The sequence below is a fragment of the Trinickia symbiotica genome, assembly GCF_002934455.1.
GTDB lineage: Bacteria > Pseudomonadota > Gammaproteobacteria > Burkholderiales > Burkholderiaceae > Trinickia > Trinickia symbiotica.
Genome location: NZ_PTIR01000005.1, coordinates 190,272 through 211,775 on the forward strand (window position 1 = coordinate 190,272; position 21,504 = coordinate 211,775).

General features: G+C 62.7%; 17 protein-coding genes. 7 read left to right on the forward strand and 10 right to left on the reverse strand.

Going from position 1 to position 21,504, the window contains the following annotated elements; genetic code table 11:
- Positions 1-160: 160 nt before the first annotated feature.
- Positions 161-1,981 carry a type VI secretion system baseplate subunit TssF gene (gene tssF / locus B0G57_RS10180; protein WP_018442512.1) on the reverse strand — a complete coding sequence of 607 codons (1,821 nt, stop codon included), beginning with the start codon at positions 1,979-1,981 and terminating at the stop codon, positions 161-163.
- Complete coding sequence (locus B0G57_RS10185; RefSeq protein ID WP_018442513.1) at positions 1,982-2,983, reverse strand: hypothetical protein; 1,002 nt, start codon at positions 2,981-2,983, stop codon at positions 1,982-1,984. It lies immediately after the preceding gene.
- A 128-nt stretch (positions 2,984-3,111) separates the two neighbouring features.
- Between B0G57_RS10185 and B0G57_RS10190 the strand changes: the two genes are divergently transcribed.
- The 4 genes from B0G57_RS10190 (at position 3,112) to B0G57_RS10205 (ending at position 9,907) form a co-directional block, all read left to right on the forward strand.
- A complete protein-coding gene (locus B0G57_RS10190) occupies positions 3,112-3,975 on the forward strand; it encodes a M15 family metallopeptidase (RefSeq protein ID WP_018442514.1) in 864 nt (287 codons plus the stop codon).
- Between the two features lie 64 nt (positions 3,976-4,039).
- The gene (gene tssM, locus B0G57_RS10195; protein ID WP_018442515.1) at positions 4,040-7,984 is read left to right on the forward strand and encodes a type VI secretion system membrane subunit TssM; all 3,945 of its coding nucleotides are present in this window, start codon (positions 4,040-4,042) and stop codon (positions 7,982-7,984) included.
- Entirely contained in the window at positions 7,981-8,967 is a 987-nt protein-coding gene (gene tagF, locus B0G57_RS10200) for a type VI secretion system-associated protein TagF (protein ID WP_018442516.1), read from the forward strand. Before tssM ends, tagF begins: the two co-directional genes overlap by 4 nt.
- Positions 8,968-8,971: 4 nt before the next feature.
- The gene (locus B0G57_RS10205; RefSeq protein WP_035469120.1) at positions 8,972-9,907 is read left to right on the forward strand and encodes an OmpA family protein; all 936 of its coding nucleotides are present in this window, start codon (positions 8,972-8,974) and stop codon (positions 9,905-9,907) included.
- 82 nt (positions 9,908-9,989) lie between these two features.
- Here B0G57_RS10205 and tssA read toward each other — a convergent pair whose 3' ends face one another.
- The 8 genes from tssA to B0G57_RS10245 all read right to left on the reverse strand — a co-directional run bounded on the left by tssA (position 9,990) and on the right by B0G57_RS10245 (position 18,099).
- Positions 9,990-11,105 carry a type VI secretion system protein TssA gene (gene tssA, locus B0G57_RS10210; RefSeq protein WP_018442518.1) on the reverse strand — a complete coding sequence of 372 codons (1,116 nt, stop codon included), beginning with the start codon at positions 11,103-11,105 and terminating at the stop codon, positions 9,990-9,992.
- Positions 11,106-11,121: 16 nt separating this feature from the next.
- Positions 11,122-12,240 (reverse strand): type VI secretion system baseplate subunit TssG, encoded by a 1,119-nt coding sequence (gene tssG, locus B0G57_RS10215; RefSeq protein WP_018442519.1) that lies wholly within the window; start codon positions 12,238-12,240, stop codon positions 11,122-11,124.
- Positions 12,204-14,069: a type VI secretion system baseplate subunit TssF gene (gene tssF, locus B0G57_RS10220; protein ID WP_018442520.1), complete on the reverse strand. Its 1,866-nt coding sequence runs from the start codon at positions 14,067-14,069 to the stop codon at positions 12,204-12,206. Before tssF (B0G57_RS10220) ends, tssG begins: the two co-directional genes overlap by 37 nt.
- 54 nt (positions 14,070-14,123) lie before the next feature.
- Complete coding sequence (gene tssE / locus B0G57_RS10225) at positions 14,124-14,627, reverse strand: type VI secretion system baseplate subunit TssE (protein WP_018442521.1); 504 nt, start codon at positions 14,625-14,627, stop codon at positions 14,124-14,126.
- A gap of 133 nt (positions 14,628-14,760) precedes the next feature.
- Complete coding sequence (locus B0G57_RS10230; RefSeq protein WP_018442522.1) at positions 14,761-15,264, reverse strand: Hcp family type VI secretion system effector; 504 nt, start codon at positions 15,262-15,264, stop codon at positions 14,761-14,763.
- Between the two features lie 80 nt (positions 15,265-15,344).
- Positions 15,345-16,835, reverse strand: a complete 1,491-nt coding sequence (gene tssC / locus B0G57_RS10235) for a type VI secretion system contractile sheath large subunit (protein WP_026230011.1) — start codon at positions 16,833-16,835, stop codon at positions 15,345-15,347.
- Positions 16,836-16,850: 15 nt separating this feature from the next.
- Positions 16,851-17,405: a type VI secretion system contractile sheath small subunit gene (tssB, locus tag B0G57_RS10240; protein ID WP_018442524.1), complete on the reverse strand. Its 555-nt coding sequence runs from the start codon at positions 17,403-17,405 to the stop codon at positions 16,851-16,853.
- Positions 17,406-17,445: 40 nt separating this feature from the next.
- Entirely contained in the window at positions 17,446-18,099 is a 654-nt protein-coding gene (locus tag B0G57_RS10245; RefSeq protein WP_018442525.1) for a tetratricopeptide repeat protein, read from the reverse strand.
- Between the two features lie 325 nt (positions 18,100-18,424).
- Here B0G57_RS10245 and tssJ point away from each other — a divergent pair, with 325 nt between their 5' ends.
- The 3 genes from tssJ to icmH all read left to right on the forward strand — a co-directional run bounded on the left by tssJ (position 18,425) and on the right by icmH (position 21,274).
- Positions 18,425-19,045 (forward strand): type VI secretion system lipoprotein TssJ, encoded by a 621-nt coding sequence (gene tssJ, locus B0G57_RS10250; RefSeq protein WP_035469123.1) that lies wholly within the window; start codon positions 18,425-18,427, stop codon positions 19,043-19,045.
- Between the two features lie 90 nt (positions 19,046-19,135).
- Positions 19,136-20,482, forward strand: a complete 1,347-nt coding sequence (gene tssK, locus B0G57_RS10255; protein WP_018442527.1) for a type VI secretion system baseplate subunit TssK — start codon at positions 19,136-19,138, stop codon at positions 20,480-20,482.
- A 6-nt stretch (positions 20,483-20,488) separates the two neighbouring features.
- Complete coding sequence (gene icmH, locus B0G57_RS10260) at positions 20,489-21,274, forward strand: type IVB secretion system protein IcmH/DotU (protein ID WP_018442528.1); 786 nt, start codon at positions 20,489-20,491, stop codon at positions 21,272-21,274.
- Positions 21,275-21,504 lie beyond the last annotated feature (230 nt).

The following is a 21,504-nucleotide window of genomic DNA, read 5'->3' on the forward strand; positions in this document are numbered from 1 at the left end:
CTATCCCACGCTGGGAAAACGGTGAATGCAACGACTGCTCCATTGAATATTCCTCGATGGAGTCGGTCGGTAATGTATCAAAATTCCCGCTGATTAATCACCCTTTTTGATGTCATTAGGGCGGCGTCTGACAATTGTTGTGCATTGGATGAGGCAATTTTCAGAGCACCGTCGCAACGCCCTCGCGCGGCTCGCATCGTCGTATCTCCCTTCCGTTGCTCTTCGATATGACGACGAGCTGGACGAAGCTGTCGACAGGCGCATACGGCGCAAAGAAGCGCTTCATGACGGCGATGAACGTCGCCAGGCTGCTCTGGGCAAATGCCTGCTCGTCGACGACGAGCTCGACCTCGATGCCGCGCACGAACGCAGGGCACGGCGGCTTCACGATCCATAGCATGCTGCTGCGGCTGCTCAAGTGTCGGAGGCCGTCGATCTGTCTGGGCTGCAGCCCCGAAACGTTCGCAATCTGACGAAACAGCGTTTTGAATTCGTCTAGCGCCTCGTTGCGAAGCTGAATGGGATGCGCTGTCAGATGCGAAATCACCCGCCACAGGGCGCCTTCGCCGCGCGGCGGCAGGGCCGGCTCCGTTGGGCGCCGCAGCAAAACGATCACGGCATCTTTCTCGATGCCCGAGGTCTCGAGATCCCCGCCGTCCGCCCCAATCGGAAGCGCTGATGGCAGTTTCCCATTCGTACAGGTCAATTGCAGCGATAGTGTCTTGATGTCGGACTTCATGGGCTTGCCGTCGAGACCGACGAGCGAAAGCTGCGTCCGCTGCTCGGGCCTGGCCCGCTCGATATGGTCCTTTCGTCGGACTGCCCAGTATGGGCCGGAAAAGCTCATCGATTCACCGTGCATGAGCGAGCGCAACGGCTGAACGATCGCGACGCCGCCCGGGCGAACGGCACGCACCTCGTCGATCGAATAAATTTCGGCGTACGTGTCAGATTTGACGCTCGGCACGACCGTGTAGGTGTCCACCTTCTCGGCGATTTCGATAGGCGGCGCGTCGCACTTGAAGAGGTTGACGAGCGGTGTGCAAAAGAGCCTGAAGTTCTCGGCGTTCAGCTTCGCCATGCGCACGGCCGGCCACGAATCCTCGTGCACGTCCTTGATGGCCAGGTGCACTTTCACACGTCCGCTCGAGCCGGCGGCACGGGCAAGCGTCGACACTTCGATATCGAAGAAATCGAACTTCTCGGGAAATGCGAAGTACTCGAGAAGAAGGGAAAACACCTGCGTTGAGCCGGCGCTCGCGCCTATCATCGACTCGCTAGCTTCGAAGCCGACCGCGCCGATCGGAATTTGCGGGAGCCGTTGCCAGCGCCCGAGCCCGTCCGATTCGACGAATGCCGCCGCCGCATGCAGCAAAAGACCGTCCATCGCCGATGCCACGATCTCGCGCTGGCCCGTCACATGGACGCGCATCTTGTTCATCGTCGATGCAATCGCCTTGGGTCCCGACGGAAACGCGAGCGTGAACGTAAGCACGCCTGTCGTGTGTTCGGGCAGTGAGACGCCCGTCGGCGCGTAAGCCGTACGTGCGTATCGAACCTCCTCTATCACAATCGGTGCCAGCACGACGTCATAGACCGACTGAAAGCGGTATGACGTGCCCTTCGTCCTGAATTCCGTGCCCTTCGGCAATGTCCTGGGCTCCGCGAGGCCCGCGAAGACTTTGCCTTTGTTCGGATCGATCCATGCAATCGAGCATGACGGAAAGGCCCGCAGGTACCGCGGCTGCACGATCTCGAGCAAGTCCTCGGTGAGCTCGGGGTAGTCGTCGTCGATCCTCGATGAGATGCGCGCGGCGATCAGCGCGAACGACTGCAGCATCCGCTCGACGTGCGCATCCTCCGAATGCTCCCCCGAAATCGCCAAGCGAGCGGCGACTTTCGGATAGCGCGCCGCGAACTCCTTCAGCGAGCGACGCAGCATCGCAAGCTCGCGTTCGTAGTAAGGAAGCAGTTCTTCCATTCAGTGTGAGACGGACGGGGTACTCGACGGACACGCCGGATCCTTGCCCCAGTGATCGGCGCAGACATGCCAACGGCAGAATTGCTCCTCGATGAGGCCGCGTTTGGAGCATTCGGCCACCTGTTGCGCAAGGCTCACCTGACGCAGAGTGCCTGAGCCCGCCGCCTCCTTTCGCGCCGCTGAGGAGCCGACTTGCGCCTTCGCTGCGGCCTGCCCTTGCCTGGCATCGTAAGGCTTCGTGCGCGCCACCAGCGCGGCCAGCAAATCGACGTCCTCGTCCGGATTCGTCTTCGCGGCGGCGTTCGTGCCATTGCGCGAACGTTCAGTTGCCACACGCTCCGCGTGGCGCTTTGTTTGCCGCTCATGACTGTTGTGTGACGCAACGGCCTTCGCCGTCGAGCGGCCTTGTGATGGATGCTTCGCCTGCTCCTGCGCGGTTCGGCTCGCGTGGCTCTTGGGCGTCTCAGCACCGGCGGCGAGTGCGCGCGACAATCGTCCGCCGTCCGAGCTATCCGCAGTGGACGCCGCGGCGACGGATGCGGCGGATGCGCTGGACGGCGCCGGTTGTGCGCCCGGCGCGTTGTCCGAAACGATGATGGCCGCTTGCGACGAAGACGGAGCGGCTAGCGGCGATATGTCGACGCGGCTCGCAGGCGCTGCGGCTGCGGCCGCGGCTGCCAAAAGAGGCGTACTGGCATTCGCCGGTGTTGCGGCGGACACCTGCGTACCGGCATTACCGCCGGCAGGGGCCGTCGCCAATTTTTCACCGTTGCCCGGCATAGTATGCCGCCATTGCCATGCGCCGAATGCACCGGCACCGGCCAATGCGAAGACCGCGGCGAATAGCCATGGCTTCTTCGAGCCGCGTGACTTCAAAGGCTGCGCGGCGACGCGGCCTTCGAGGTTCGCGAGAATGCGTGAACCGTCATTGGCGAGATCGTTCGCTGTATCGGAAAGCAAGCTGGGCCGCGCTTTGGAATCGCGGCTATCCGGCGCACTCATTCACTGCCTCATTGAATCCGGGATTAATTCGAGCTGATAATGTGATCCGGCCTCCCTTGCAGCAGGCTGGGCAGATTCTAAGAGCAAGCATTACAAAAGACAATTTATTTCACCGCTACGGGCCGGCCTTGATTGTCATTGCGCTTACCGCTTATTTCGCGCTCGCCGTGATGGTGGCAGCCGTGCTGCTATTGCCGCCGGCACGCTCGGCACTGATGAACGCAGCGCTCGAACTGCACCGACGCATCGGGCTTCACGCAACCAAACGCGCAACCGAAGTACGCACTCGCTTTTCGAAATCAGTAATAATTTCCCAATCCGTGTTTAGTGGCGCGAAAAAAATACTGATTCACCATCGCTTGCTGATTTTGATTACCGCAGGTATCCTTGCCGCGCCTCCTTTTCTGGCAATTGCTTTGCGCGGCGGTCAGCTATCCGAGTATGACGACGTCACACGGGTGCCGGACGAGAAAATCGCCGCGCTGCTACAAGGTGAACAGCTCGTTCCACCGCCGCCTTTGCCGCCGGAGGTATTTGCGACGCAGGAAGTCGAACAGGTCCGTCCAGCGTTGGTGGACGCCAGCCGAGATTGGAATCTGCTCGATAGCGACTTTAGAACGCGCTTATTGCTCGTCTACAAGATCATGCGCGAGCAATACGGCTATGAAATGGCTTTGCTCGAGGGTTATCGCAGTCCGGAGCGGCAGGACCGGCTCGCCAAACTCGGGGGTGTAACGAATGCGGCCGCCTATCAGAGCTATCACCAGTATGGGCTTGCCGCCGACAACGCTTTCTTGCGCGACGGCAAGCTCGTGATATCGGAAAAGGACCCGTGGGCGATGCGGGGTTACGAGCTCTACGGGCAAACAGCCGAGCAAGTCGGCTTGACATGGGGCGGACGATGGAAACTGATGGATCTCGGACACGTTGAATACCACAAGCCGGGATTCGCCCTGGCACGCGCGCGAGCCGCCGCGATGGCGGGCAAGTGATACGTGTTTCGGGATATGTCGCACATCGCGTCATGCCATTTGCATTCGAATAGAAGAACGCCTTATGCAACGCTTTCTCAATGCAATCTTTCATAAGCGGACGATGACCGTCGTCGGGCTGCTCCTCGTCGCGGCGATCGTCTTCGGGATAGCGCTCTGGTACGACGCTCCGCTCGTCTGGCCCGCGATCGCGTGCGGCGCCGTGCTCGCGATCGTCGTGATCGTCTGGCTCTGGCGGGCCGCCGCGACGCGCCGCGCCAATCGCCAGCTCGGCGATATGCTCGAGCAGCAAGCGGCAGCCGATAAGGCGACATCGGCTCCTGCGCAGCCGGCCCGTCAAGCGGAGCTCGATGCGTTGCGCACACGCCTCGTCGATGCCGTTCGCACGATCAAGACGTCGAAGATCGGTCAGCTATCGGGTGGCTCCGCGCTCTACGAACTGCCCTGGTACATCATCATTGGCAATCCCGCCGCGGGCAAAAGCAGCGCCGTGCTCAACTCGGGGCTGCAATTTCCGTTCGCCGAAAAGCGCGATGCCGTCGTTCACGGCATCGGCGGTACGCGTAACTGCGATTGGTTCTTCACCACCGAGGGGATCCTGCTCGATACGGCGGGCCGATATTCGGTCTATGAGGAAGACCGCACCGAATGGCTCGGCTTCCTCGGCTTGCTCAAACGCTACCGGCCCCGCGCGCCGATCAACGGCATCATCGTCACGGCGAGCATCGCGGAGCTGACGGCCGGCCGCCCCGATACGACGATCAACCTCGCGCGGAGTCTGCGCCAGCGCGTGCAGGAGTTGACGGAAAAGCTGGAAGTCTTCGCTCCCGTCTACGTCATGTTCACGAAGGCGGATTTGATTACGGGATTCTCGGAATTCTTCGGTGGCGGCGAGCGTCATGAATACGATCGCGTCTGGGGAGCAACGCTGCCATACGGGCCGGACGAGAAACGCGATATCGTCGCGCTGTTCGATGAGCGGTTCGAGGAGCTTTACGAAGGCCTCAAGGAGATCAGCGTCGCACAAATGGCGCTGAATCGCGGCAATAAGCTCGCCCCGGGTCAGCTCAGCTTTCCGCTCGAATTTCTCTCGATCAAGCCGGCGCTGCGCGTGTTTCTCGCCACGCTCTTCGAAAACAATCCCTTTCAGTACAAGCCGATCTTGCGCGGCTTCTACTTCACGAGCGCACTGCAAGAGGGCGTGACGAACAGCGCCGCGGCGCAGCGGATCGGACAGCGGTTCGGCCTTTCGGCCGACGACGTGCCGGCGGCACAGGCGCCCACCTCGAAAAACGGCTTCTTTCTGCGCGATCTTTTTTCGAAAGTCATCTTCGCCGACAAGCAGACGGTGCGCCAGTTCGCGAGCCCCGCGAAGCTCCGGCTGCGGTACGGCACCTTCTTCGCGTTCGCCGCCATCCTCGCGCTCGCGCTGGGCGGCTGGACCTGGTCGACGATCGGCAATCAGCAGCTCGTGGCCAATGTGCAGGCCGATCTCGACAACATCGTGCGGATCCAGCAAAAGCGCGACGATCTGCAATCGCGTCTTCAGGCGATGGATATTCTCGAGGACCGTATCGAACAGCTCGAGCAATATCGTCGCGACAGGCCGCTTTCGGTTTCGTTCGGGCTCTACCAGGGCGACATCATCGAGCAGCGTCTGCTGACCGAGTACTACCGCGGCATCAAGCAGCTGATGCTCACGCCGGTCTCGCAGAATCTCGCGGCCTTCCTGAAGGACGTCAATGCGCACGCCGACCAACTTGCGCCGCTCACGCGTCCGCCCGAATCGGGGGCGGTGCCCGTCTCCGCTCGCGCCAATGTTCTGTCGCCCAATGCGCCGAATGGGCCAAACGCGCAGGGTGGCCTCTACAGCGACGCATCGCCCACGAACGTCGAAGACGCCTACAACGCGCTCAAGACTTATCTGATGCTCTCGGACAAGCGCCACGTCGAAGCGGCCCATCTCACGGACCAACTGGCCCGCTTCTGGCGCGGCTGGCTCGAGACGAATCGCGGCAACATGCCGCGCGACGAGATGATCAGGAGTGCCGAACGAATGATCACGTTCTATCTGTCGCGCGTCGCCGACGACGATTGGCCCATGATCGACGCGAATCTCTCGCTCGTCGACGAAACCCGCGAAGATCTGCGTCACGTCGTGCGCGGCATGCCGGCGCGGCAGCGCGTCTACGAGGAGATCAAGGCACGTGCCTCGACGCGTTTCGCGCCGATGACGGTCGCGCGTATCGTCGGCGACGGCGACACGAGCCTCGTCGCGGGCAGCTATGCGATTCCCGGTACGTTCACGCGCGATGCATGGTTCCAGTATGTCCGGCCAGCAATCCGCGACGCGGCCACGAAAGAGCTCCAGGCGAAGGATTGGGTGCTCAACACGGCCTCCCAGGACGACCTGACGCTCGACGGCAGCCCTGAGCAGATCCAGAAGGCGCTCGTCGGCATGTACAAGGCCGAGTACGCACAGCACTGGCAGCGCTTCATGCAGGGCATTGCCATTCAGGACTTCGGCAACTTCAGTCAGGCCGTCGCATCGATGAACCGGCTCGGCGACCCGCAGAGCTCGCCGATAAGGAAAATTCTCGAAACCGCGTACGACCAGACCGGCTGGGACAACCCGGCGCTTGCCTCCACGACGGTGCAACGCGCGCAAAACGGCACGAGCGGATGGTTCAAGCGCTTCTTCTCGTTGCACGAAGACGCGGCGAAAACGGCCGGGATCGATCCGGACGCCATCGTCCCTGCCCAACCCGCGATGGGGCCGGTCGGCGCGGCGTTCACCGGACTTGCGCGCATCGTCGCAAAGCAGGACAACACGTCGCTGCTCGCGAACTATATGGATTCCCTTTCGAAAGTGCGCACGCGTTTCAACGTGATCAAGAATCAAGGCGATCCCGGGCCAGGCGCACGCCAGCTGATGCAGCAGACGCTCGAGGGCAGCGGGTCCGAGCTCGCCGATTCCCTGAAGATCGTCGACGAGCAGATGCTCAACGGGCTCACCGACGACCAGCGCAAGACCTTGAGACCGCTGCTCGTGCGGCCGCTGATGCAGGCCTTCGCCGTCGTCGTCGGTCCGGCCAGCGAGGAGGTCAACAAGGTCTGGGACGCTCAGGTGTACCAGCCGTTTGAAGCATCGCTCGCGAACAAGTATCCGTTCTCCGCCAGTGCGAAGGTTGAAGCGGGCGCGGGTGAAATCGCGCAGGTGTTCGGGCCCGATGGCGCGGTGTCGAAGTTCGTCGGCACGACACTCGGCCCGCTCGCCGTGCGGCGCGGCGATACCCTGAGCCCTCGCACGTGGGGCGGCATCGGCATTGCGTTGACGCCCGACTTCTCGAGCGGATTCGCGCGCTGGGTCGCGCCGCTCTCCGGCGCCGCCGCCGGTGGCGCGCAGTCGGCGGGCGAGCCGCAGACCGTGTTCCAGATCCTGCCACAGCCGGGCTCGAAAACGACCGAATATACGATCACGATCGACGGCCAGCAACTTCGCTATCGCAACACGCCGGCGCAGTGGGCGAACTTCGTCTGGCCAAATCCACAGGGTACGGCCGGCGCGACGCTGACGGCGGTGACGTTCGACGGCCGCACGATCCAATTCGTCAACGAGCCGGGCCGTTACGGCCTCGAGAAGCTCATCAACTCCGCGCAGCGCAAGCGCAACGCCGACGGGACTTTCGATCTGTCATGGACGCAGGGCGATGTGACGGTGGCGTTCAGCATGCGCATCGTCAGCACCTCGCAGCCGTCGAGCGGATCGTCGGACGCCCCGCAGCAGCAAAGCCTGCGCGGCGCGCGCCTGCCGACGTCGGTCGTCGACGTCGCCGCGACCCGCGCTGCCGCCGCGGCCGCGATCGGTTCGTCGAGCGGCGCCGCGACCGCTGCGATGGTTGCGGCGGACGCCGCCGGCCGCGCACAGTCCGCGAGCGTCTCCACCACCGCCTCGACTACACCGGCCGCGGCCAACGCCGCCGCCACGAACCCGGGAGCCGCGCAATGACGCAATCGGTCCAGGCGCAATTGGCCTACTTCGGCAAGATTCCCTCGCGCGGCGACTTCGTCAAGAGCGCGAACAATCCGCAGCTACTGCAAACGCTCGATCACTGGATCGCTCAAGCGATGGAGCTGCTCGCGGAAGACCCGCGCTGGAAAATCGTCTACGAGAACGCCAAGCCGATGCACTTCGCTTTCCTCGGCTCGCAAAGCAAGCTCGCGATAGCCGGTCACATGATGACGAGTCACGATGTCTCCTCGCGGCGGTTCCCGCTGCTTGCGGCGACGGCACTCGAAGTCGAGCGCCCCCTTGCGTTTCTTGCGCGCAGCCCGCTTGCTTTCGCGCGGCTCTGGGCGCGCGCCGCGAAGCAGATGCGCGAGCTTTTCGAGGGCGCGGAGCCGAATGCCGCGTTGCAGGCGCTCGGCGATACCCAGGTGCCGATCGATGTCGGCGTTGCGAGCTCGCACGACGGCACGTTCGCCGATTTCGTCGAGCACCAGACGCTGGCCGGCCTCGAGCAAATGCTGCTGGCGAGCGGCCACCCGGTCCGGCTGCGCGGCGCGATGCTCGCGCTCGGCTCGCTGCTGAAGCCCGTCATGTTGAGCAAAGCGCCGCATCTCGAACGCGGCCTCACGCTGCCGCTGCCCGTCGATTCGTTCTATCGAAGCCTCGTCGCCGCGTTCTGGCTCGAACTCATCGCCCCGTTTCTCGCGCTGGCCGATTTCGAGATCGCGATCTTCATCGGCACGATCGCCGAGCGCGATCGACTGGTGATCGGATTCAACGGTGCGTCGGCGAAGACGCTCCATAGCGTCATCGATCCACAGGCCTATGCGGCCCAGAACATCGACATCGACGATCCCGAATGGATCGACGAACACGCGCAGAACGAGCCCGGCATCAGCAAGCTCGTCAGCTATCTCGAACAACCTCAACTCTCGTTGCGTATCGCCATCGATACGTTCCGTGAAGCGTTCGTCGGGGCTTAACGCGATGGCTGACTTTGATTCCCTTTTTGCACGGTGGCGCCCTCGGACAGTTTCGCAGTTGGCGTCGATCGCGCTGGCATGTCTCGGATTCGTGGCAAGCGCGGCCGTCCATGCCGACAATGCCGCGCCGGCAAGCGTGACGCCGATCGACAACAGCGGCATCCATATCAAAACGACGACACTGTCCGCGCCGCCTGCGACGGGCGGCACCGCCGCTACGCGCGTGCCCCCCGCGGTCAACGCGACCCCGGGACAAGTGGTCGTCAGCGGCAAGGTGCCGGACGAGGCCACGCGCACCGCCGTCCTGACCCGCCTTCGCGATACGTACGGCGCGGCTAACATCGTCGATCAGATCGAAGTCGGCAGTGTCGCCACGCCGCCCAATTGGTCGACCAACGTCCAGAAGTTGATCGGGCCGCAGTTGAAGCAGATCAGCAAGGGGCAACTGAAGATCGACGGCACGCAAATCGACGTCAAGGGCGAAGTGGGCAACGAAGCGCAACGCCAGCAAATCGCGAGCGATATGGCCAATGCGCTCAACCCCACCTACACGATCCGGAACGGCTTGCACGTGAGCGCATCGGAGCAAGGCGTGCTCGACAGCACGCTGGCGAACCGCACGATCGCTTTTGAAACGGGCAGCGCGACGCTGACGCCGCAAGGCCGGGCCATCCTCGATCAGCTCGCCGCCGTGATTGCGAAGATGCCGAACAACTCGTTCGAGATCATCGGCCATACCGACAATTCGGGGAGCCGCGCGTCGAATATCGCGCTCAGTCAGGCGCGTGCCGACGCCGTCAAAGGGTATTTGGTCACGAAGGGCATCGCGCCACAGTCGATGACGACGATGGGCGCCGGGCCCGATCAGCCGATCGCATCGAACGATACCGACGAAGGGCGCGCGCGCAATCGGCGCATCGAGTTTCGCGTCGGCAAATAGACGAGTGAGAATGTCGATGCTTGGCGCCGTGTGATGGCGCACGCGCGTCGCGGCTCGAAGGCGGCGCGCGCTCGTCCCGGCTTCACCTCGGCTCGGGCTTCACCCCCAGCAACTCGCGCAAGTACGCCAGTTGACCGTCGTCTTTCACCACCGATGCAAGCCACTGGTGCAATGGCATATCGGCCCACTCGGCCGCCTTGTCGGCGAGATAGGCGGCCGGGCTATGAGGCTCCGCGGCGCGCAGAAACTGGGCGACGGCACGCAATTGCGCGATGGCGTCGGCGCGACTTCGGATGGCGCCCGCAGGGACGAGCTCGGAATTCGATGGCATGGTCGCGGTTCGTGGAAGCGGCTTCTTGAAGGTGGGCTCGGCGCGTTCAACTTCGCGCGGCTGATGCGAATCGGCCGCAACGTCAGCCGGCGTAGGCTCCGGACTCACGCCGACATCGCGCGCAAATCGCTCCGCGAGCCCGTAGACGAATGCGTAGGACTCCTTTGTTTGCCGAAAACTCGGAGCGGATTCGCCGGCGTATTCGTCCAACCGTGATTCCAGCGTGAGCATCGCCGCTTCGAACGATTTCAGTTCGTCCAGCAAGGTTCGGTAGAACGTTACGGGCGTAATACGTTTGGCGGCATCGATCTGCTCGACGGACGGCTTGCCGCGCGCAATCTCATCGGCGCGCTCCGGGTCTCGCTTGGATGCCTGCACCACATGCGTTGCAACGTCCCAGTCGACCGCCGTGAAAAAGCTTCCGGTCGAGGTTTGCGTGAGGCGCGTATCGCGCAGCAATTCCGCCGTGCGTCGGACGAGCCATGTCACATTGCCGAGCCGATACTCGGCGTCGTCGCCGTCGGGCAGCGGATGAACCTTGTCCCAGTAGCGTTCGCATAGGCCCGCGAGCAGCGTGTAGCCTTGCATCAGTCCCGGCAAGCCCTGCTTCATTGCGAGCGCTTCGGTCAGCCACACGGCGAGCCGCAGGTCCTTCGTCTGCGTGCCGAGCAAAGCGCTGCAGCGATCGATGACGAAATCCCAATCCGCCTCTTTGATCTCGGTTACCCATTCGCCCTGATCGAGCGAAGGATCGTCGAAGCGGCGCGCCTGCTGGATCGCGTCGAAATCGTTCGAAAACAGCAAGTCCTGGCCACAGGGCGATGCGCCCGGGAACGGCTCTAAAAGCGGGGTGAGGTCGATCGCCATTCAGATTTCCTCGTATTCAAAATCGTGGACCTCGTGAGAGTTGCGGCCTTCCTTCCCCGCGATCGTCGATGACGTGGACTTCATAGCGCGCGTCGTCGCGGTCGCGCTCGGATTCCCGCGTGCAGACGAAGGCATCCCAGCCCAGCCGCGCACCACCGCCGAGACGAGCCGGGCCCACCTCGCTGCGCGCGAGCACCAGCGAGACCTCGTATTCGAACACGGCGCCGCCCACGAGCGACAGCATTCGCTCGAGCGCGACCGCGTGCGGCGCGGCCGGCAGAAGCCTCTCGTAATCACGCTTCGATAGCGGGCCCAGGACGAGTCGCAGCCGCATATCGCGCTGCCAGACGCGCTCGCCGGCGAGCGCCGTCGCGCCGAGCGTCACGTTCTCATAGCCGAGCCGCGACAGATTCGAGCGCGGCACGTCGTACCACTTTCCGATGAACTGGTCGACGCGCACGTGCACGCGAAAATAGTCCGCAAGCACGCGCTCGAGATAGGCAGCCGACATCGGCCGATGCCGGACCGGCAGCGCATATCCGCCCAGCGCCTCGTCGATCAGCGTGCCCGTCCCTTGCTGCAAGGCACCGCGCGTCGGTCGGTGCCCCAGGCCCGCGATCGCGAGCAGCAACGGCAGATAGCGTTCGTCCTGGTCGAGCTCGTAGTGAAACGGCAGCCGGTACTTCTTCCACGCCTCGTAGAACAGCGCCGTTGCTCGGTGGGTAAAGACATCGAGATACGCGCGGGCGGCACGATCGCGCCGCAATTGCTCACGTGCGATCAGATCTTCCGTGTAGTGCAGCGGCAACGCACCCTGCCCGCCCAGCATGCCAAAAAACGCCGGTACCAGATCGACACGCGCAAGCGAGCGTGCCTCGATCGCCGCATCGCGCGCTTCCTCGCTATCCAACGGAGCGCCGTCGACGTCGTATGGCGTGGCGCGCTCGAGCTCGCTCGGTGCGAACGTCAGCGACAAGGTATTGCGGAACATGATCCGCTCGCCCGCGTGCCGCACGACATCTTGCTCGAACCACATCTCGAGCATGCGCACCGCTTGGAAGAACTGAAATCGATACGGCTCGTCGAGGAGCCGCCGGACTACGCCAGCGTGGACTCTGCGCTGCGTGGCTTGCATCGCATGATCTCCTCGCCGGTGCGCTTGGACACGGCAATCAGTTGTACGAATCGATTCAGGTTGACGTAGAGCCCGAAAAAGGCGTCGAGGACTCTGACGAAGGCGGCAACGCTCGTCCCGACGAAATGCGCCTCGTCGATCGTGAGACGGATCTCGTCACCACGCACGAACGTCGCGAACGGCTTACCCGGCAGCCATTGGACGGCCGGCCGCCGCTCGACGCCGACGAGACCTTCGATCTGGCGCGTCGACACGGCCGTATGCCGCAAATCGTAGAGCGAGAGCAGCTCCTTCAGCGACGCGAGATCGTCATCGACGAGCGGAGCGTGCCCGAGCGCGAGATGCGAGACAAGTCGAAGCTGCATCGACGCTCCGCGCTCGACGCGCACCGTCGGCGTGGGCCGGCAGAGCATGGATATCGGATTGGCGCCGACGGTGAGCGCCGCATCGTCCTCCATGGCGGCGTCATCGAGGAACAGATCGCCGCCTTCGAGCCCGATGGCAAGCCGCGCCGGCAAGTCGCGATTGGTGCAGGTCAATTCGAGGCTGAGCGTGTCAGTTTGTGCGCTCGATGGATCGAATGCACTCTCGATGATCGAGATCTCCGTCTCATAGCCCGGGCTCATGTCGGCCACGGTGGCGTTGCGGCGCGCGAACCAATATCGGCCGGCCTTGCCCGCCTCGTCGTGGCGCAGCGCGTAGAACGGGCGGAACTCCATGATGGTCTGCTCGTTGGCGCCCTCTCTCACCAAGTGAACGGCGTCGATCGAATAGACCTCGTATTCGCGCGCGTTTCGCGCATTCGCCACGACCGGATAAGAGACGACTTCGTGACTGACGTGGATGGGCTCGCCGGGTTGCCTGAAAAGATTCACGACGGGCGAGCAAAAGAGCCGCAGGTGATGAGCCGCAAGCGATTCGATGAGCCGCGGCACCTGGGTTTCGCCGCGTACGCGCCCGATCACGACATGCAGCGTCAGGCGTCGGCAGCGCCGGCTCTCGCGCAGCATGGCGGCAATGTCGAAATCGATGAAGCCGAACTTCTCGGGAAACGCGAAGTATTCGGTCAGCAGGCGGTAGGCAGGATGCGATTTGGCCGGGTAGTCGATGAGCGATTGCGTATCGCTGAATCCAGCCTGCTCGAGCGGAAGCGCCGGAAGACGCCGCCACTCGCCCGGCTCGTCGGCTTCTACGTAGGCGGCTATCGCTTTCATGAAGAGACTGTCGGCCAACGTCGCGACAAACGACTGCTCGCCATGCAGGTAAGCGCGTACCGAATCGAGCCCGATCGCAGTGAGATCGCTCGCCGATGAGGTGCTTTCGAACAGAAACGATACGACGCCCGACGCATCGCCGGGCAGCACGGGCGCGTGCGCAGGTAGCTCGGCAAGCGCCCTGAATTGAGCTCGGGCGAGTCTTATCGGCGCGAGTATCACGTCGTACGCGGTGCGAAAGCAGCAATGAACGCCGTTTACGTCGCGGCTGCGAAGCTGTGTGCCGCGCGGGATTGTGACCGGTTCGTCGATTCGCTCGGCGCTGCTCGGGACGAACTGCGCGATCGAACACGACGGGAACGGCCGAAGGTAATGCGGGTAAAGCACCTCGAGCAACGCTTCGGCCAACTCGGGGTAGTCATCGTCGAGCTTGCGGTTGATGCGCGCGCCGAGCAGCGCCAGCGCATCGATCATCCGCTCGACATGCGGATCGTCCGATTGCGTGTCCGCAAACGCGAGACGCGGCGCGATCTTCGGATAGCGATCGGCAAAACCCGGCGCATATCGCCGCAAAAACGCAAGCTCACGGTCGTAGTAAGGCAGCAACGCTTCCATCGTTTTCCCCGAGCGCCAGATCTTTTCGGTTTTTGCCGTGGTGCCTGCCGATGGTTACTCGTACATGCGGCTCCGCGCCGCGTCGCCGGCACGGCGCGAGCGCGAGACCGAATACTGCAGCGTCGAAGCCTGGAGCATCGCATCGAAGCTGACCGGTTCTTCGGCTGGGTGCACGACGAGCTTCGCGCGAATGACGAAATAAAGGGCGTTCGTCGATTGCGGGTTCGTTTCCAGGGAAACGGTCGCGCCGCGCAAACGCGGCTCATGCTGCTCGATTGCCTGACGGATCGAATCACAGATGCGTACTCGGTCCTCGTGTCGCACGAGGCTCAGGCCCGCGAAGTCGCTCAACCCGTATGTCAACACCGAACGCACGCACTCGCTCCCTTGCGGAAATGGCTCGCGAGGTGCGAGGCGGGTGTTGAGCAGCGCTTCGACGTCACGCGCGACTCGGCTTTTTAGTTCGTCGAGCGAAAGCTGCCGCATCGCGGCGGGCGCCGGCATTCGCGGGTCGTCGTCGAAAAGCTTGTCGAGCAAGCTTGGTTCGAATCGCTTCATCGGTGCGATGCATTCATTCTGAGCTAGCAAGGGCGCAGGCACTTTCCGGCGCCGGCGCCCTTGCGGTTGCTCGCGGACGGCCACGCCCACGCCAACGCTTCACCATGACGGGCGCGACGCGCCGCGCCGCACGTCAGACCGCGTAGGTCTTGTCGTTCTTCGTCAGGCTCCAGGCACCCTGCGCATTGCCGCCCTGGTTGCCGCCGATCTTCTGCTGCGTGTACTTCCATTGCACCGCGGCGTACTTGAGCGAAAACTGCTCGACGGGCAGCCCCTCGCCGACCACGCTCGGCGCAACGCTGGAGACGATGACGTATTTGAGCTTGATTTCGAGGTACTTCACGCGGTTACCGTCACCGTCCGAACGCATGAAGTCGATCGTGACTTCATCGAACGTGGTGCCGCCCGAGGCGTGCTGATAAAGGAGCGGGCTTACGACGTCGATGTCCTTCGTGAACGTCATATCCGCGTGCTCGCAGCGCTCCGCGGTATGGCCGCCGGCCGTCGAGGCCGTTGCCGAGCGCGGCTGGGTGATGGAGTGATTCCACGAGCTGATCTCGATCCAGTTCGAGTGGTCCTTATCCTGCGATTCGCCGTTGATGGCAGGATTGCCGAACTTCATGTAAATGTCTTTCATCTCTCGCGACTCCGAATAAGAGGTTGAGCGGTGGGCCGGGCGATTGACATCATGCATCGCCGCCCTTCGTTTCACGATGCTTAGGCACCCGCCGGCTTCGGCAGATCAGCGACGAGCCGCAGCGAAATCGAGAGCTCGTCCAGTTGGAAATGAGGGCGCAGAAATGCGACCGAGCGATACGAACCCGGCTTGCCGGGAATCTCCGTGACCTGAACCGACGCTTCGCGCAGTGGGAACTGCGCCTTTTGCTCCTGCGTTGCGTTGTCGTCGAGCAGCACGTATTGGGCGATCCAGCGATTGAGGAAGGTCTCGACGTTCTGCGCCGACGCGAAGCTGCCGATCTTGTCGCGCATCATCGCCTTCAGGTAGTGCGCGATGCGAGATACCGAGAAAATATATTGCAGCTGCGTCGATAGCACCGCGTTCGCATTCGCGCTGTCGGTGTTGTACTTTCTCGGACGCTGCACCGATTGTGCCGCGAAGAACGCCGCGTAATCGGTGTTTTTGCAATGCACGAGCGGAATGAACCCGAGGTCGCTCAACTCCTTCTCGCGGCGATCGGTGATCGCGATTTCAGTCGGGCATTTGAGGGCGATCTCGCCATCGTCGGTCTTGAAGGTGTGCGTCGGCAAATCCTCCACGAGCCCACCGCCTTCCACGCCTCGAATCGCCGCGCACCAGCCGAAGTCGTCGAACGCGGCCGTCAACCGTGCCGCGAATGCCCACGCCGCGTTGCACCAGAGGTACTTGTTGTGATCGGTACCGTCGACATCCTCGACGAAGTTGAAGCCGTCGGCCGTCAGGCCATCCTTCGGATTGAACGGCAGCCGGCCAAGATAGCGCGGCAGCGTGAGGCCGACGTAGCGCGAATCCTCGGAATCGCGGAACGACTTCCACTTGGCATATTCGACCGTATCGAATACTTTGCCGAGATCGCGCGGCTTGCCGAGATCGGCGAACGTTTCGAGGTCCAGCAGCTCGGGCGAAGCGGACGTGATGAACGGCGCATGCGCCGCGGCGGCCACATGCGACATCTGCTCGATGAAGTAGATGTCCTCGGGTTGACGCGTGATCTCGAAGTCGCCGATCAGCGCCCCGAACGGCGCGCCGCCGAACGTCCCGAATTCCTCTTCGTACACCTTCTTGAAGAGCGCGCTTTGATCGAACTCCGCCGCGGTCTTGAATTCACGCACGATCTCGCGCTTCGTCGCGTTGAGCGCCTTGATCTTGATGCCCGAACCCGTGTTGCTTTCCTTGCAGAGGTATTGCAGGCCGCGCCACGTGCTCTCCATGCGCTGGAACTGCGATGCGTGCATGACCTCGCTCAGTTGCGCCGAAAGCAGCCGGTCGATCTCGGCAATGCGCGCGTCGAGCGTGGCCGCCAGGTTGTCGGAGACGACGACCGTTCCGTCGAGCACCTGGTTCGCGAGCTCGCTGATGAGGTCCTTCGCCCGCGCGTGCTCCGAATCGGATTTGGCCACCCTGCTCTTCTCGATGATTTCGTCGAGCAGTGACGTCGTTGCACCCGCTTCCGGTTGCGCCGGATTGGCCGTAGCCGCTTGCTGATTCATCGTGACCTCGCTCACTCAATCGCCCGGTATGTCCTGATCGACCGCATCGCCCTGATCGACCGCATCGCCCTGTTCACCCGCCGGTGCCGCGAGCGCGCGGACCTGCGCTGTATTCGCAAGCACGTCGCTCAGAATGCTCTCGAGCTTGTCGTTCCCGGCCAGCTTGTTGCGCAGGTCGGCAAGCTTCGAGCGTGCCTCGAGCAAGCGTCGCAGCGGCTCGATCTGCGCCACCACCTGATCCGGATCGAAGCTCGCCATCGAGCGGAAACGCAAATCGACGGCGAACGTGCCGCCCGCGTCGGTGAGCCGGTTCTTGACCTCGAACGCGGCGCGCGGCTCGACGGCCTTTATGACGTCGTCGAAATTGTCGCGATCGATGCTGACGAATTTGCGGTCGCGCAGCTTCGGCTGCTCGACTTCCGATTGACCGGCGAGGTCCGCCACGACGCCGACGACGAACGGCAACTCCTTGATCTCGATCGCGTCGCCGCGCTCGACTTCGTAAGTCAGTTGCACGCGCGGCGGGCGCACCTTCTGCAAGCGTTTCTGAATGCTTTCCTTCTTGGCCATCGGCAGCTCCCCGAAGCGTATGAGTGAAACGAACGACGCTTTAACGAAGCGCGCTGAACGGATCGGCGCCGCTCGCGCCGGCGGCGGCCTTCGGCGCGGGCGCATCGGCGGCCGGCTGGTCGGCCGCGCCCGGATCGGCGTCCTTCTTCGCAACCGTGGCCGGGTGGCGCCGCACGATGCGGCGCTTCTTGACCGGAGGCTTGTTCTGCGCGACTTCCTCTGGGAACAGCGTTGCCTGGCCCAGCGTGTCGCGCAGCTGATGCGCGAGTGCCTGCGCGTCCGTCTTGGCATCGCCGGCGAGCTCGGCGTCCTGACGCAATTCGCCGAGCGACTGCGTCGCGACGCGAAGACCGCTCACGGCCAGCACGCTTTTCGCGCCGCGGTCCGTCGAATCGCGCTGTAGCGCTTCTTGCGCCGCGACGATGGCCTGCCCGTAATGCGCATTGTCGAACTCGATTTGCGCGATACGCGACCACGGCTCTTCACGCGTCGGGTCGGCCTTGGTCAACTGCTGATAAAGCGCAAGCGCCTTGTCCTTGTCGCCGCCCTTGGCGACGGCATCGGCATCGGCCAGCGCCTTGTCGAATGCGGCCGGCGTAGTCTGATTGGCCTGCTTTTGCGAGGCGCAGCCCGCGATGACGGCACATACCAGCACGGCCGTCGAAAGTTTGCGAAAGATTTGCTGTTTGTTCATTGCCGACACACTGCCCGATCGTTTATTAATTCGCCGAGACAAACCACGGCTTTGCTTTGCGGCGAGCGCGGGCGTATAGTACCGGCCAATTTTCCATAATTCAACTCCAATCGCATGACGATAGCGGAATGGAATTATTGCGAATAAGCGTTATGCAGAACGGATAGGAAACTATTTCCGAGTAAATCGCCTCTTAACAAGGCACAAGAAAAATTTTCCGAGATATGAAGCTATACAAACCTGTCCGTTCTCAACTTCACGAGGCGGATACGGGCGGCAGAATTCTAAAAAAGTTTGTCGCGGATAAGACGGAGCGCGCGGTGAAATGCCAATAAAGCGTTATTTGATATGCACCATTTCATTGCTCGTCGCGGGCGGGACGCTCGCGGGTTGCGCGGCCGGCGTCACCGCGCTCGGCAGCGTGGCCTCGACTGCGCTTCAGGCCGCCGGCATCGGCAAGCCCCCGGTGCCCGATTCGCAAAAGCCGCCGCGCGACGTCCCGCTCACGCTCGCTGCAGCGTCCAATCTCAATGCGGCAACCGACAATCACCCGCTCGGGCTCGTGGTGCGTCTTTACGTGCTGAAAGACCCGACCACGTTCCAGCAAGCATCGTTCGACGTCTTTACGGACCCGACCAAGGAGAAAAGCGCGCTGGGCGCGGATCTGCTAAGCGTGCGCGAAGTGACGCTGATTCCGGGCCAGCATTACCGGATGACCGAGAAAGTGTCGCGTGAAGCGCAGGCTTTCGGCGTCGTTGCCCTCTTCCGCGATCCCGCGCTGCGGCGTTGGAAATTCGCTTTCGATCCGGCGAAATCGGAGAAATCCGGCATAATGATCGGCCTTCATAACTGCGCAATGACAGTGACGAGCGGCACCGTCATTCCGCCCGATCCGGGCTTGCCGATGCCGCCGTTGAATTTGCTGTCGTCGGTATCCTGCGGTTGAACGAGACGGCAATGAACGGTCAATGTCCGTCGAATGAATTTTTTATGACCGCATCAGTGGCGCTTTGAACAACACAACGTGGGTTTCGGGATGAGTTATTCGGCAAAGCTGCTTTGGGGAGAGGGCCTCTTTCTCCGGCCTCAGCATTTCCAGCAACAAGACGCTTATCACGAGGCGCGTCTCGTTGAATCGATACGCGCGCTGCAGCCGTTCAACTGGGGGGTGCGCTCCGTTGCGTTCGATCTCGATTCGCTCAACGGCGGCACGTTGCGCTTGTCGGAGCTCTCGATCGTCTTTCCCGACGGCACGCTGTTTTCGGCCCCGCAAGCCGATGAGTTGCCCGAGGCCATTTCGCTGCAAACGCTGCCCGAAGGTATCGCCGATTCCGTGTTCTACGTGGCGCTGAACCCGATGCGCGAGAGCGGCAGCAATTATACGGACGACCCGACGAGCGACCGGCCGATGCGCTATGCGAGCAAGCAGGCGGAAGTGGCCGACCAGTTCACGGGCGCGATGACGGCCGCCCTGACGTTCCTCAAAACGCGTGTCAGGCTCGTCGGTCACGACGAGCCGCGCCAGCAGCTCATCGCGGTGCCGATCGTGCACGTGCGGCGCACGGCGACTTCGGGCTTCGAGTTCGACGCCAACTTCGTGCCTCCCTGTCTCTCGATCGAGGCTTCCCCCGTATTACATCAAGGGCTGCGCCAACTGATCGATGCGCTGCAGGCGAAGGTCAACGCGCTCTACGGTTTTCATCGTGAACCGACGAAAAACATCATCGAATTCCGCTCGGGCGATATTGCGTCGTTCTGGCTGCTGCATACCGTGAACGCGGCGGTCGCCTCGCTCATTCATTTGCATCAACAACCGGCGCTGCACCCGGAGCGTCTCTTTCACGAGCTGTTGAGGCTTGCGGGGCAGTTGATGACGTTCTCGAAGCAGTACACGCTGACCGATTTGCCGGTCTATCGGCACGACGAGCCCGGCCCCGCATTCGCGCGGCTCGACGAGATCGTGCGGGACCTGCTCGAAACCGTCATCTCGACACGTCATTTTGCGATCGCGCTCGAGGAGGTGCGGCCGTCGTTTCGGGCGGGCCGCCTCGACTCGGGCCGAATCGACGAGAAGACCACGTTCTACATCGCCGTATCGGCCGATCTGCCACCCGTGGAGCTGGTCGAGGTCGTGCCGACGCGTTTCAAGATCGGCGCACCTGACGATGTCGACAAACTCGTGTTGTCCGCAATGCCCGGCGTGAGGCTCGTGTATACACCTCAGGTCCCGCCCGCCGTGCCCGTGCGACCCGGCGCCTGCTACTTCGCGCTCGAAGCCCGCGGCCCGCTTTATGAGCGGATGCTGCAAGCGCAATCGGCAATGATCTACACGCCGTCGGGCATCAACGATCTCAAAGTCGACTTGATCGCCGTTACTTCCTGACACATCATGACCGAAGTCCCCTCTCTTCTCGGCAGCAGCGCACCGCCTCCCGTATCGGCATGGAGCCCGAGCGTCGATGCGAGCGCCCAGGCCCGTTCGCTGCACGACCTGCTCTACGACGGCTTCTTCATGCTGTTCCTGATCAAGCAGGGACATGAGCCCGCCGATGCCACCGAGTTCAGCTCGCGCGTGCAAGCCTTCCTTGCGGACTTCGAGCGTGGCGCGAAGAAGCTCAATGTGCCGGCTGACGATGTCTACGCGGCCAAGTTCGCGTTTTGCGCGACGATCGACGAAGCGGTGCTCTCGTCGACGTTCAAGATCCGTGATGTCTGGGAGCGTCGGCCGCTGCAGCTGACGCTATTCGGCGAGCAACTGGCCGGCGAGAAGTTCTTCGATCATCTCGAAGCGTGTCGCGCACAAGGCGTGGCGCGGTTGCAGTCGCTCGAGGTGTTCCATATGTGCTTGCTGCTCGGGTTCAAAGGCAAGTACCTGCTCGAGGGGCCGGAGAAATTGGCTTATCTGACGGCAAGGCTCGGCGACGAGATCGCGCGCATGAAAGGCAAGCGGGCCGCTTTCGCGCCACATTGGCCCCTGCCCGATCAAGTGGCCCATCGCCTCAAGCATGAAGTGCCGCTGTGGACCATCGGCGCGGTGTTTGCGTTTATCGGTCTGACCGGTTATTTCGGACTCCATACTTTTTTGCGCGATCACACGCTGGGCACGTTGGCGCCCTATTCCCAGCTCGTCAAGCCGGAAGCCGAATCGGCCAATCTGACGATTTCGTTGCCTTGAGCGCGAGCGCCCGGCTCGCCGCGGCGCAAGTGTCATTGCCCGGCCGGCCAACCCGGAGCGCATGCGGCTCCCCAGCGTCGAGTCGGCAACACTACCCCGATCTTTGAAATTCCATTTCGGCGCGGCCGCCGGCTTTGCGCAGGGCGCCAGGCCCGCTCGCGAGAGCGGCTGGCCGGCCTTCGTGCTGTATTGGAAAAAATCGGCCTCGCTTGTTCCTGTTATGGTTCTCG